Below are 14,099 nucleotides of genomic sequence, written 5' to 3' on the forward strand. Positions count from 1 at the left end.
TGCCGTAAATTTGTTGCCGTTCGGCTCATCGGGAACCGCAATACTGAGAATAAAAGAGGTAATTGCATGGCTGGTGTAATGGATAGCGTCAATCAGCGCACGCAGCTGGTTGGGCAAAACCGTCTTGAATTGTTGTTGTTCCGGTTAGGTGGGCAACAGTTATACGGTATTAACGTCTTTAAAGTGAAAGAGGTATTACAGTGCCCGCAGCTTAATGCGATCCCGGGGCGCAGTTCGGTTGTGCGCGGTGTTGCGCACATCCGCGGCGGCACTCTGCCAATCATGGATATGAACCTTGCTATCGGCCGGCGTGAACTGCCGGATATCGAGAGCTGCTTTGTGATCATTACTGAATATAACCGTACCGCTCAGGGGTTTTTGGTGCGTTCGGTAGAGCGTATCGTCAATATGAATTGGGGCGATATTCACCCGCCGCCCAAAGGTGCCGGTAAAGAACACTATCTGACTGCTGTTACCCAAGTGGATGGGCAGTTAGTGGAAATTATTGATGTTGAGAAAATCCTTGCCGAAGTTGCTCCGCCACGCGAAGAGGTGAGCGCGGGTGTGATTGAAGATGGCATTGCTGACCGGGTTGTGCAGAAACATGTCCTGATCATCGATGACTCCACTATTGCGCGCAAACAAATCCAGCGTGTGGTAGAGGGGATGGGCATTAAAACAACGCTCAAGAAAGACGGCGCCGAAGGTTTTAAATATCTGCAGGACTTGCTGAAGGATGGCAAAGATCCCTATGCCGAATTGGTGATGATTATCTGTGATATCGAAATGCCGGAAATGGATGGCTATACCTTTACGGCAGAGGTGCGCAATCATCCGGATTTGAAAAAGCTGCATATCATTCTGCATACCTCCCTCAGTGGTGTATTCAATGAGGCGATGGTGCGCAAAGTGGGTGCCGATGATTTCCTGGCAAAATTCCATCCGGATGAGCTAGCCAAGCGCGTCAATGATCGTGTGTTGGCAATTACCGGTGAAAGCCTTTTACCGCCGGAAGAAGCGTGATTTTGTGTTGCTGCGATCCGGTAGTGCGTAGCAACTGTTTTACATTGGGAATATATGATTAATAAAGAGTCTTCTCCTTTTGGCAAAACTCCAGGGCGTGACAATCTCGACCAAGCAGAGTTTGACCAATTTCGCCAGTTCCTTGAGGACGCTTGTGGTATTTCGCTCGGTGATAACAAGCAATATTTGGTAACCAACCGCATTCGCCGGATACTGGAAGAAAACAATATTGCTTCTTTTGGTGAGCTGGTCAGGGTTTTAAAGCAAGGTTTCAACCGTAAGTTAAAAGATCAGGTGATCGATTCAATGACCACCAATGAAACCTTCTGGTTTCGCGATAACTATCCTTACGATCATTTAAAAAATACGCTGCTCCCCCAACTAATGGCGGGTAATAATCGCATGTTTGGTCCAGTGCGTATTTGGTCTGCAGCCTGTTCGTCTGGCCAGGAGCCTTATTCCATCAGCATGATGGTGGAGGAGTACAAACGTCAGGCGATGGGTAATCTGGCGCGGCAGGTTCAGGTTGTTGCAACAGATTTGTCAGCGACTGTTCTGGAGCAGGCACGCAGAGGCGAGTACGACAAACTATCGGTTATGCGTGGTTTATCTGCAGATCGTTTGGAGCGTTACTTTGATAACCCGAATCCCACAACCTGGCGTGTTAAAAGTGTTGTTAAAGAGCGGATTGATTTTCGCTCATTAAATCTGATGGATTCCTATGCCGGTTTGGGCAAGTTCGACATAGTGTTTTGCCGCAATGTGTTGATTTACTTCAATGGCGATCTCAAACGTCAGATTCTGCAAAAAATTCACGCCGCGCTAAAACCTCAAGGGATCCTGTTTCTGGGTTCATCAGAGGGGCTTGCAGGTGCTGCGGATTTGTTTGAAATGGTTCGCTGCGATCCAGGTATTCTTTATAAAGCGATTTGATTAAATTTCTCGCTTCTCCGTTATCAAAATGCCCGCATTAGCGGGCGTTTTTGTTTTTGCCTCTGCCGTTTGAAAAGCGGAAATCCTTTGCCGCTTGGCGTTTGCCGCCTTCACCAGAGGGTGGTCTTTGATCTTAAAAAAATCATGTAAATCAAATAGATAAAATATATTTAGGCCTTTGGCACAGGGGTTGCTTTGTAGTTAGCAAACGCAGGTGTAAACCGTTTGGTTGCCACCTGAACTCACTGTGAGGGCAAGCTGATATGTCAATTTCATTTCAAAAAGCACTGGGCATCCACGAGACCGCGCTGCATTTCCGTTCAGAGCGTGCCAGCGTACTTGCCAACAACCTCGCCAACATCGATACCCCAAACTACAAAGCAAAAGATTTGGACTTCAAACAGGCGCTGAGCCAAAAAATGAATACGGGGCCAGGCTTTGACCTGACAACCACCCAAAACCGTCACATTGACGCGAGTGGTTTTGAAACAGATAACGGTGATGTGTTGTATCGCACTCCACAGCAACCCTCTATCGATGGCAACACCGTTGAAGACCAAATTGAACACGCGGAATACATGAAAAACGCGTTGGCGTTTCAGGCGAGTTTCCAATTTTTAAATAGCAAATTTACTGGATTGCGCACGGCCATTCGCGGTGATTAAAGCAGGTAAGTGAAGTAGTTAATGCGTTTATTAAACGAATTTTGTAGGTATTGAATCATGGCACTTGGAACTATTTTTGATATCGCTGGCACCGGTATGAATGCGCAAAGTTTGCGCTTGAACACTACCGCCAGCAACCTGGCTAATGCGCAATCGGCCAGCTCCAGTGTGAATGAAGTGTATCGCAGCCGTCAGCCGGTATTTGCAGCAATACATCAAGATGCTATGCGTGCTGCTGTCACCGAAGGTACTTACAGCGATAACGAAGTGGATGCCGCTGCCGGTGTGCAAGTGCTGGGTATTGTTGAAAGCGATGCGCCATTGCAACGCCGCTACGAACCCACGCATCCAAAGGCCGATGAAGAAGGTTATGTGTATTACCCGAATGTGAACCCTGTAGAAGAAATGGCCAACATGATTGCAGCATCGCGCTCGTTCCAAATGAATGTGGAAGTGATGAATTCTGCGAAGCAAATGGTTCAACGTGTTTTAACTCTTGGTCAATAAAGGAGCTGAATCATGAGCGTATCCGGTACTTCATCAGCCAATAGCGTCACTGACAATTTAAGCATCACTAAAAAAACAGAAACCAAAAAAAATACCAATGAGTTGGGCCAGGCTGCGTTTCTGGAATTGATGATTACGCAAATGAACAACCAAAACCCATTGAGCCCGCAAGACAACAGTGAATTTGTTGCTCAGTTGGCGCAATTCAGCTCGGTGGAAGGGTTGGAGCGTTTAAACAACAGCTTCAATAGTTTTATGTCCAATAATGCGTTGCAAGCGTCTTCTTTGGTTGGGCGCAGCGTAACGGTTGAATCGGAAAAAAGTACCTTGGTTAAAGGCGGTATTGTGGCGGGCAGTGCTGATCTGGCGTACTCCACAAATAATTTAAAAATTAATATTTACGACGAAGTTGGTGCGATTGTACAAACAATCCCGGTTGGCGAAGTGCCTCAAGGTGAAATGGTATTCCGTTGGGATGGGCAAAATATGGAAGTGAATGGCAAGTTGCTTGATTGGGAAGCAGGTGATGATGCCGCGGCTGCGGGGCAATACCGTTTTGAAATTACCGCTGACCAAAATGGAAAAAATGAAGCCTTGAAAACATCGCTTAGCGCCAATGTGAATAGTGTGACGATTGGTGAAAACGGCAAATTGATTTTAAACCTCGCGGGCATAGGCGCGGTTGAAGCGGAAAAAGTAAAACAATTTAACTAATCATTAAACTTGAACACTTGGATTAGCTTTAGCAGTTGACTTAGATAGTTGAATGATTGATTTGAATTAATTGTTAGATAAAAAATCCTGAACGTTAAACGTTATGGCTGAGGTGTAATATGTCTTTTAATACAGCGTTAAGCGGAATTCGTGCAGCTAATACTGATCTGCAAGTGACCGGTAATAATATCGCCAACGCCAGTACCGTTGGTTTTAAATCGTCACGCGCTGAATTTGGCGATGTATACACGAGTACCTTGTTAGGTGGTGGTTCAAACACTGCAGGTAGCGGTGTGAATATCCAGAATATTCGCCAGCAATTTACACAAGGTAATTTGAAATTTACCCAAAACGAATTGGATTTATCGGTTAACGGTGAAGGATTTTTTGTTGTCGAAAAAAATGGCGAGCGCTTGTATACCCGTGCAGGCACATTCGGGTTAGATAAGAATGGCTATATCGTGAATGGGACTGGCGCGTTATTGCAAGGCTTTGCAGCCGATGCAGAAGGTAATGTGAGTGGTATATTGAGTGATTTACGTGTCGATGTAAGTTCGCAAGACCCGCGCCAGACTACGGGTGTATTCGCATCTTACAATTTGGATTCCAATGAATTGGTATTGGAGTCAACCGGACAACGTTTTTCTACCAATGGCACTGGTATCAGTAACGCGATACTTGGTTTAAAAGAACCGGTCACATCTACCGTGGACATTGCCACAGCAACTGCATCGGCAGGTTCACCCATTGTTGTTGCTGTACCTAGTGCAGGCCCACCAGTGGTGGCAGCAACAGTGCTGCAGCTGTCGCGCACAGTACCTGGCAACCCTACAGCACAAACAGTGAATATCACTATCTCCCCAGGTACGTATAACAATTTGACCGCTGTCGCTAACGAAATTAATAACCAAAACTTCAGTAGCCCTGTGCCATTGAATGTCCAAGCATTTGTGGATACTGACGGCAATTTAAAAATACGCGATCTCGCTGCGGGTGTCGCTTCTGATTTGGATATTTCAACCATTAGTGGTGCCAATGCCCTTACGACAGCAGTAGATGCGATTACTCCTGCAGATATTATTGTAGGGCAACCAAAAGTCACCAATGATTACGCATCGCATACGTTGGTGATTCAAGGTCCAGGCACCACTGCACCTGTTACTTACATTAGTAAATACGGTGCCGGTGCAGATACAACCGCATCAGAATTAAATTCATTAGCAGGTATTAGTGCAACCGCGCGCACCACCGCGACTGTTTTGAGAGAAGTGCCGGCAAATCCTGGCCCACCAGCAACACCTGCTAAACCCTTTGTCAATAATACGGGGACGTTCACTCTCAATGGTGTGGTATTAACTTCTTCAACAGCAGTTGATATGACTGATTTGGCTGAGGAAATTAACAAGCTCAGCAAATCTACTTTATTTGGTATTACTGCAAGTGTTAACGAAACTACTGGTGATCTTGAAGTGGTATCGGCAACAGGGCGTGACCTTGACTTTTCGTTCGGTGCAGCAGGCGATGTAGTCGGTATTATTGGTAGTCAAGGTGTATTGCAAGAATTGGATACCATCACAACCCCTGCATTAGTTAACAGCGCCATTAAAGTGGGTGGTGAAATTACTGTTACCATGCAAGAGGGTTATTCGATTACCGCTAGCCAACCTACAACACCGGTGAGTGGTGGCATTTTGTTTGGCGCAATTGGTGATCCGACTTTTTTTACTCCCGTGCCGATTAACGCATTTGATCCCAACGATCAAAAAACATTTAACCACGCAACGACTACGCCTGTGTATGACAGCTTGGGGAACGTTCACTCAATGCGTCAATATTTTGTGAAGCAAGCGTACGATCCTGCTGATCCGACAACATCGCCTAACCATTGGAAAATGTATGTGCAAATTGATGGTCAAAACGTAGGTGATCCCGATCCAACTTTGCCATCACCAGACAATATCGCACCTACTATGGCGTCGTTTGATGTCCACTTCACACCTGAGGGCACCATCAATAGATCAATGACCGATGCCATCCTGATCTCCAACTGGACCCCGTTGGGTAAAGACGGGCAACCAGTAGGCGCGTTGGGACCATTGAATGTGTTGCAGGGCGGCACTATCCCTGTGGCTGAGCCACCAGCCAGCTCAAACTTTTTGATTGATCTTGAAGGCAGTACTCAATTTGGCAGTGTGTTTTCTGTGGAGGAATTGGACCAAAACGGTTACGCCACTGGCCGCTTGGCTGGGTTGGATGTGAGCAATACCGGTATTGTGTTTGCCCGTTTCACTAACGGTGAAGCGCAAGTATTGGGGCAGGTGGCTTTGGCTAACTTTGCCAGCGTGGATGGTTTGAAACCAACAGGCGATACCATGTGGGCGCAGACGTTTGAATCGGGTGAGGCGATTGTAGGTGCGCCAGGTTCATCGCAACTGGGCAACATTACCGCCGGTGCAGTAGAAGAATCCAACGTGGATTTGTCGGAGCAGTTGGTGAACCTGATTATAGCCCAGCGCAATTATCAGGCGAACGCCAAAACCATTGAAACCGCAAACGCAACCACCCAGACCATCATTAACTTGCGATAACAAAATCGCTTCGTTACATAGCGGCAAAGAGCGGAAGCTCTTTGCCGCTTTCTATTGGGCTTTTATTCTTTTCTTCGTGATACAAATATAAAAGTCTTTTTAATTCAGTTGTTTAGGTGCCATTCAAACATTGGCACTGCTCTTGCAAAATCTCCAGTAATGGCAAATCCGCCAAAAAACTAGCGGCATTTTTATTCCTTCATAAGGCTGCTAGCACTGGAGACACAATCGTGGATAAAGCACTTTTTATCGCAATGACCGGTGCCAAGCACAACATGCTGGCGCAGGCCAATCGCGCCAATAATCTGGCTAATTTGAGCACTACCGGATTTCGTGCTGACTTTGAACAGTCGCGCAGCATGGGTGTGTATTACGGCGATGGCCAGCCAACCCGCGCGTATGCCATGACGGAATCCCCCCGCGCTGATTTCACGCCGGGCTCAATGATCGCCACCAACAATCCACTCGACGTTGCGATACAAGGTAATGGTTTTATTGCTGTGCAGTCACCTGATGGCACAGAAGCTTATACCCGTGCTGGCAACATGGCGGTAGATGCAACCGGCATGTTGCGCACTGCCAATGGTCTACCGGTATTAGGTGCTGGTGGGCCAATCAACATTCCCGAAAATGAAAAAGTCCAGATCGGTGCTGACGGCATTATTTCCATTATCGGCCAAGGGCAGGGACCCGAGGCGATGGTGCAAGTCGGGCAAATCAAATTAGTGAATCCCGATATTCAAAATATTGAAAAGGGCGATGACGGTTTGTTTCGCCAACGCGATGGTGAAATTGCCCTGCCTGCGGTTGAAGTGACCTTGCGTAGCGGCATGCTGGAAAGCAGTAACGTCAATGCGATCGAAGAGTTTACGCAAATTCTTAGCCTCGCACGCCAGTATGAAATGCAAGTCAAGGTGATGAAATCGGCAGAAGAAAATTCCGCTGCATCTGCCCAGCTGTTGCAAATGTCGTAATTTTTTAATGCGTTTTTTCGTTCACGCATTTAACCAGAGGAATAGATCATGCACGCCGCACTCTATGTCAGCAAAACCGGTTTGTCTGCACAAGATCGCCAGCTCACTACCATTTCCAATAACCTGGCAAACACCAGCACTATTGGTTTCAAGCGTGACCGCGCGATTTTTGAAGATTTGCTGTATCAAAACCAACGCCAACCCGGCGCGCAGCAAACGCAAGAAACTGAATTGCCATCAGGTTTGCAATTGGGTGCCGGTGTACGTGTAGTTGCAACACAAAAAGAATTTACCCAAGGCAATTTGCAAGTAACGGAGCAATCGCTCGATGTCGCAATTGACGGCCATGGTTTTTTACAAGTACTGCAACCCGATGGCACTATCGCTTACACACGCAATGGCCAATTGCAAATCAATGGTGAGGGCCAACTTGTGAATGCAGATGGTTATTTACTAGAGCCTGCGATTATTGTTCCCGAAGGTGCCAACAAAATTACCATTGGCGCAAACGGTACCGTTAATGCGTACACGCCCGGCCAGGTTGACCCACAACAGCTAGGCGATATTACTCTGGTTGATTTTATAAACCATTCCGGTTTGCAGCCCATTGGCGGCAACTTGTTTGTGGAAACTGTTGCCAGTGGAAACCCGATTCAGGGAACGCCCGGTGAAAATGGTTTGGGCGTAATAAAGCAAGGTATGTTGGAAAACTCCAACGTGGATATTGTTGAGGAGATGGTCAACATGATCACCACCCAACGCGCTTACGAGATGAACTCCAAAGTCGTTTCCACTGCAGACCAAATGCTGCAATACATCACCCAAAATCTTTAAGTGAGTGATTTAATCATGCGCACTTTTCATGTTGGTAAAAAAATGTCGCTGACATTGTGGATATTAAAACTGTTCGCGTTAACGGCATTGGCAACATCGCTCAGCGGCTGTTTTACTAACAAAAAGCCAATGGCAGATGATCCTGCCTATGCACCCACAGTGGCAGCCAATATGCCTGTGCCGCAGCGTACAGAAGGTTCTTTGTATCAAGACACTTACGGTTTGAATTTATTCAATGATCGCAAAGCGCATTTTGTGGGCGATGTTATTACTGTGACCTTAAGTGAGCGCACCGTATCACGTAAATCATCGGGTGTTACCACTAGCAAAAACAGTGGTGTCGATTTCAATGCTGGTCCTTTGCTAGGACAAAACCCAACGATTAAAGGTAACGAATTAACAACCACTCTGGAGCAGGCTAGAACTTTTGATGGCAGTGCCGATGCTGACCAAAGCAATAGTTTGCAAGGCAACATTACTGTGACCGTTGCTGAAATTTTGCCAAACGGCAATTTGATTGTGCGCGGTGAAAAATGGATCACATTAAATCGCGGTGATGAATTTATCCGCATCAGTGGAATTGTAAGGCCCGATGACATAGCACCTGATAACACCATTGTGTCTACCCGTTTGGCGAATGCAAAAATTTCTTACAGTGGTTCAGGCGAATTGGCTAGCACCCAACAAATGGGGTGGTTGTCCCGCTTTTTTAATAGCGATCTTTGGCCTTTATAAACAAGCCCGCTGTCACTTTTTCTGTAGAGGTATTTTTATGCGTAGTGTTTATTGTTTGGTGCTTGGCATCGCATTGGTTTTCAGTAGTGCAGCCCAAGCTGAGCGCATTAAAGATATCGCCAGTGTTGCCGGTGTGCGTGCCAACCAATTGGTGGGTTATGGTTTGGTTGTCGGGTTGGATGGAACCGGTGACCAAACAACGCAATCGCCTTTTACGGTTCAGTCGTTCAACAGCATGCTCAAGCAGTTTGGTATTACCGTACCGGAAGGTGCGCGTATGCAAATGAAAAACGTCGCAGCGGTGATGATTCAAGCAGAACTGCCTGCGTTTGCAAAACCAGGGCAAACCCTTGATGTCACCGTCTCGTCTATTAGTAATGCAAAAAGTTTGCGCGGTGGCAGTTTATTAGTGACCCCCTTAAAAGGCCTCGATGGAAAAGTCTATGCCGTAGCCCAAGGTAATTTAGTGGTGGGTGGGTTGAGTGCATCGGGTAATGATGGATCAAAAATTACCGTGAATATTCCCAGCGCGGGCCGTATTCCGAGTGGTGCAATTGTAGAGCGTATGGTGGAAACCAATTTCGCTGCAGGTCAGCCGATTATTTTTAATTTGCATCGCGCGGATTTCACTACTGCCAATGCCTTGGCAAAAAGTATTAACGCCATGTTAGGGCCTGATATAGCGCGCCCAATGGACGCTGTTTCTATTATGGTGAATTCACCTGCGAACCCGGCGCAGCGCGTTGATTTTATTTCGATGTTGGAAAACATTGAAGTTACACCAGGTGAAGAAGTTGCCAAAGTGATTATCAATTCACGCACAGGCACCATCGTGGTTGGGAAAAATGTACGAGTGTCTCCTGTTGCAGTAACTCACGGTAGCTTGACGGTATCTGTAGCAGAAAGTTTAACCGTAAGTCAGCCAAATGCTTTGGCGGGGGGGCAAACGGTTGTTGTGCCTAGCAGCAATGTACAAGCCAATGAAGAAAATAATCCCATGTTTAAGTTTGCACCCGGTGCCAGTCTGGATGACATAGTACGTTCTGTGAATAACGTGGGTGCGTCGCCCAGTGATTTGATGGCCATTTTGGAAGCGCTTAAACAATCCGGTGCGCTCAAAGCAGAGTTGGTGGTGATCTAAATGTTACCTATCGACAGCAGTACAGGCATATCGCAAATCAAGGATTCCTATCTGGATCCTAATTCGCTGAATTCTGTTAAAGCAATGGGGCGCGATAAAGACCCGCAGGCATTAAAAGAAGTTGCGAAAAAATTTGAAGCGATGTTTGTGCAGCAAATGTTGAAGACCATGCGTGAAGCCAATGAGGCTTTTAGTGAAGGTAATTATTTTGATAGCCAAACCACACGCTTTCATCGCGACATGCTGGATCAGCAAATGGTGCTTAATTTAACCAGTGGTTCGGGTATTGGTTTAGCAGATCACTTTTATCAGCAAATGCTGAAAAATTATGGCGGCAACATGAAAGCGCCAGAGAATTCATCAAGTGCGCATGAGCTTGGAGATCTGTCAGACATTGTTGCACATCAGTCATTACCACAAGGTGATTCTACAAACGGAAGTGTAAAAGAAACGATTGGCGATCTTGGTGAATCTGCCGATGTATTGGGTGATTGGACCAACGATTTTATGCGCATGAGCGATAACTCGAATGTGCAATCGGTGTTGACAGGTGAGACGGATAAAGACGCTGATAATCCGGTTATTGTTGCGCCTTTCATCAATTATGCAGCAATGCCCACTCATTTGAACAAAGCTAAGTCTGCTGAGATTCGTGCAGGGCAGAAAGGCAGTATTAGCGATACCCAAGAAAATTTTGTCATGCTGTTGAAGCCCCACGCTGAAAAAGCAGCGGCAGAGTTGAATATCAATCCGGATGTATTGATTGCCCAGGTTGCATTGGAAACGGGTTGGGGCAAACACGTTATTCATGATAACCAGGGCAATAACAGTTTTAATCTATTCAATATTAAAGCCAATACCCACTGGCAGGGCGATAAAGTCAATGTATCTACACTTGAGTATCGCAATGGTATAGCGGCAAATGAAAAAGCAGATTTCCGTAAATATACCGATTACGCAGAAAGCTTTTCAGATTACGTGAGCCTGATGAAAAATAATCCGCGCTATGACGACGTATTGGCAGCAGGAACTGATTCAAAAAAATACGCAGAAGCATTGCAAGCCGCTGGCTATGCAACAGATCCCGAATACGCTAAAAAAATCAAACGCTTGTTGAATAGTGATGCGATCAAATCTGTAGGGGAACTCACCAGTACAGTGATTTCCACCTTTACTATGGCAGCGAAAGCTGGCCGCACATTCGTGGAGTAAGTCATGAGCGGTATTCTCTCTAACGCCGTATCCGGCTTGCAGGCTAGCCAAAATGCACTGCGTACAGCAGGGCATAATATTTCTAATGCAAACACTGCTGGCTATTCGCGCCAGGAAGTGAATTACGTTACCCGTCCGGAACAAAATGCAGGCGGTGCTGGCTTTATTGGTTCTGGTGTTACGACTGCTTCTATTGAGCGTGTGGTCAATGAATTTGTAACGGCCCAGTTGCGTTTGGATACCTCTACGTTTAATCAGCTAAATAAATTCAATGCCAATATTGGCAAAATGGATAAGTTGCTTGCTGATACGAGCACCGGTTTATCCGGCGCATTACAATCCTTTTTTGCTGCGATGCAAAACGGCGCGAACGATCCTGCATCTACTCCAGGGCGCCAATTAATTGTGACTGAAGCAGAAAGCATGAGCATCCGCTTCAATAATCTCAATCAGCGTTTTACCGATATTGAAAAAAGTGTAAACGGTGAAATTCGCACTGTAACCGAACAAGTGAATTCACTAGCACAATCTGTTGCATCACTTAACCAATCTATTGGCGAATTGCGTGCATCCGGTAGTGGTAATCCCCCGAATGATTTACTGGATAAGCGCGATGAAGCCTTACGTAAATTATCTGAACTGGTATCTATACAAGTTGTTAATCAGGGTGATGGCGATGTCAACGTATTTATCGGTAATGGACAGCCATTGGTGATTGGAATCAAATCCAGTAATTTTAATGTGACCAATGATGGCAAAATCCAATTGACGGGCAACAACTCCAATGTTGACGTTACCTCCCAAATTACCGGCGGGCAATTGGGTGGTTTGGTAGGGTTTCGTGAACAGGTGCTTTTGCCTTCGCTGAATGAATTGGGGCGTATTGCATTAACAATGGCCGATCAATTCAACACCTTGCAGCAGGAAGGTATTGATTTGGATGGTGATTACGGCCAGCGTATGTTTGGTGATATCAATGATCCGGTACTTGCAGCAAACCGTGTTGCACACGGAAATAATGCGTTGCCTTTTGATCGGATCATCTCGGTTACTATTGATGACACTAACAAGTTAAGCACCAGTGATTATTTGTTTGAAATCGTGCCTGGCTCAAGTAATTATTTAATTACACGCCTTTCAGATAAAACGGTAGTGGAGCAGGGCACCTTGTCCGGTGCATATCCCACCAGCATTTCGTTTGACGGTGTTAGCGTCAATCTAACCAGTGGTTCTTTTCAAGGTGGCGATAAATTCACAATTCAGCCAACTAAAAATGGCTCACGCGATATTCGTGCTGAAATAAAACGCCCGGAAGATTTGGCATTCGCTTCGCCCGTGCGCACAGCAAGTAATACCAGTAATGCGGGCAGTGGTCTTATCAGTGCGGGCGAAGTGTTAAGTTTGGTGGATGCCAATGGCAACCGTTTGCCAGCATTTTCAAAACCGGGTGAGTTATCGCCACCTATTTTGATTCGCTTCACATCTGAAACAACCTATGAAGTGCTGGATAATAGTGACCCAACCAACCCAAAACATTTGGTGCCTGCATTACGCGAACAAATTTTCATTCCAGGCAGTAGCAATAATATTTTTACTGGCGACATTGGTGAGCATATTGTTGTTGGAAATGGTAGCCGGTTAGGCTTGCCGGAAGGGCGCTCACCACAAGTGGTAACGGCACTGAGTGACCCCCTCGCCAAGAACGGCTATTTGGCAGAGCAGTTACACTTTACGATTAAAGACCCCGTTACCGGTTCACTCAGTACCAGAATGCTTACCACCGTGCCCGGTGCAACGGCGATGGAGACCGCTGCGCAAATAAGTTCTGTGTCCGGTGTGTCAGCTCGCGCGTTTACCACGGCAACGCTCACGGATTTAAATTTAGCAACAGCAGATCTCGCACCACCCACACAACTTTATATTAATGGCCAACCACTGATCCAATATAACCCGGGTAATACCGCATTCCATGTGGATGTACCTAATTATACGGTTGATGGTGAATCTGCATTTAATGACTACCTCGCACAGCAAATTAACAACAACCCCAATTTAACCAGCTTGGGAATTCGCGCACAAAGCAGCACTAATCCAATTACAGGTGCACCAGAATTAAAATTGGTTGCGTCATCGGGTGTGGATCTGGATATCCGCTTGAAATCTTCATCTAACAGCAGTGTTGATGTGAATGACAGCAATGGAAATCCTAATGTCCGTTTGCAGGGTGCAGATACCGGCGCAGGTGAACTGCAAGGTATTGTGGTGGGTGGAAGAATTGATATTACGATGGCAGATGGTGTTAGTCTCAGAACGGTTCCCACCGATAGCCCATTATTTGGCGATAGCACGCGCGATACTTTTGCAGGCTCTTCTTTTATTGGTTATCAGGTTGCCATCAGCGGCCAGCCAAAAGCAGGGGATACATTTACGGTTGGTTTTAATACCAACGGGTCCAACGATAATAGAAATGCGTTGGCAATGGTTGCGCTTGAATCGCAAGGTATGATGCAAAACGGAACTCTTACTCTTGAAGATGGTTATGGCAAGTTAGTTGAAGAAGTGGGTACTAAAAGCAGTCTTTCAAAAATCAATACTGAAGCAAGCAAAAGTTTGTTAGAACAAACCCAAACCATGCGCGACAGTATTTCCGGCGTGAACCTTGATGAAGAAGCAGCAGACTTAATTAAGTTCCAACAGCTTTATCAGGCTAATGCCCAAGTGATTTCTGTTGTGCGTGAATTGTTTGATACCCTTCTCAGTTCACTGTAAATCT

The 14,099-nt window shown here is 46.1% G+C and carries 12 protein-coding genes; all 12 read left to right on the forward strand.

What is annotated here, in order from left to right:
* The first annotated feature begins 66 nt into the window (after positions 1–66).
* Positions 67–1,023, forward strand: a complete 957-nt coding sequence (locus VC28_RS04855) for a chemotaxis protein CheV (protein ID WP_049629657.1) — start codon at positions 67–69, stop codon at positions 1,021–1,023.
* 54 nt (positions 1,024–1,077) lie between these two features.
* Positions 1,078–1,956 carry a CheR family methyltransferase gene (locus tag VC28_RS04860; protein WP_049629658.1) on the forward strand — a complete coding sequence of 293 codons (879 nt, stop codon included), beginning with the start codon at positions 1,078–1,080 and terminating at the stop codon, positions 1,954–1,956.
* 263 nt (positions 1,957–2,219) lie between these two features.
* Positions 2,220–2,621, forward strand: coding sequence for a flagellar basal body rod protein FlgB (gene flgB / locus VC28_RS04865; protein ID WP_049629659.1), 402 nt, complete (start codon positions 2,220–2,222; stop codon positions 2,619–2,621).
* 57 nt (positions 2,622–2,678) lie between these two features.
* A complete protein-coding gene (flgC, locus tag VC28_RS04870; RefSeq protein WP_049629660.1) occupies positions 2,679–3,128 on the forward strand; it encodes a flagellar basal body rod protein FlgC in 450 nt (149 codons plus the stop codon).
* A gap of 12 nt (positions 3,129–3,140) precedes the next feature.
* Entirely contained in the window at positions 3,141–3,842 is a 702-nt protein-coding gene (locus VC28_RS04875; RefSeq protein ID WP_049629661.1) for a flagellar hook assembly protein FlgD, read from the forward strand.
* A 119-nt stretch (positions 3,843–3,961) separates the two neighbouring features.
* Entirely contained in the window at positions 3,962–6,430 is a 2,469-nt protein-coding gene (locus VC28_RS04880; RefSeq protein WP_049629662.1) for a flagellar hook-basal body complex protein, read from the forward strand.
* Positions 6,431–6,660: 230 nt separating this feature from the next.
* A complete protein-coding gene (gene flgF, locus VC28_RS04885) occupies positions 6,661–7,404 on the forward strand; it encodes a flagellar basal-body rod protein FlgF (RefSeq protein ID WP_049629663.1) in 744 nt (247 codons plus the stop codon).
* A gap of 48 nt (positions 7,405–7,452) precedes the next feature.
* Positions 7,453–8,238 (forward strand): flagellar basal-body rod protein FlgG, encoded by a 786-nt coding sequence (gene flgG, locus VC28_RS04890; RefSeq protein WP_049629664.1) that lies wholly within the window; start codon positions 7,453–7,455, stop codon positions 8,236–8,238.
* A 15-nt stretch (positions 8,239–8,253) separates the two neighbouring features.
* Positions 8,254–8,973, forward strand: a complete 720-nt coding sequence (flgH, locus tag VC28_RS04895; RefSeq protein WP_369799016.1) for a flagellar basal body L-ring protein FlgH — start codon at positions 8,254–8,256, stop codon at positions 8,971–8,973.
* Positions 8,974–9,010: 37 nt separating this feature from the next.
* On the forward strand, positions 9,011–10,114 hold the full coding sequence (locus VC28_RS04900; RefSeq protein WP_049629665.1) for a flagellar basal body P-ring protein FlgI: 1,104 nt from the start codon (positions 9,011–9,013) through the stop codon (positions 10,112–10,114).
* Positions 10,115–11,326 carry a flagellar assembly peptidoglycan hydrolase FlgJ gene (gene flgJ, locus VC28_RS04905; protein WP_049629666.1) on the forward strand — a complete coding sequence of 404 codons (1,212 nt, stop codon included), beginning with the start codon at positions 10,115–10,117 and terminating at the stop codon, positions 11,324–11,326.
* Between the two features lie 3 nt (positions 11,327–11,329).
* Positions 11,330–14,095 carry a flagellar hook-associated protein FlgK gene (gene flgK, locus VC28_RS04910; RefSeq protein ID WP_049629667.1) on the forward strand — a complete coding sequence of 922 codons (2,766 nt, stop codon included), beginning with the start codon at positions 11,330–11,332 and terminating at the stop codon, positions 14,093–14,095.
* The last annotated feature ends 4 nt before the right edge of the window (positions 14,096–14,099 follow it).

This window comes from Cellvibrio sp. pealriver (genome assembly GCF_001183545.1).
GTDB lineage: Bacteria > Pseudomonadota > Gammaproteobacteria > Pseudomonadales > Cellvibrionaceae > Cellvibrio.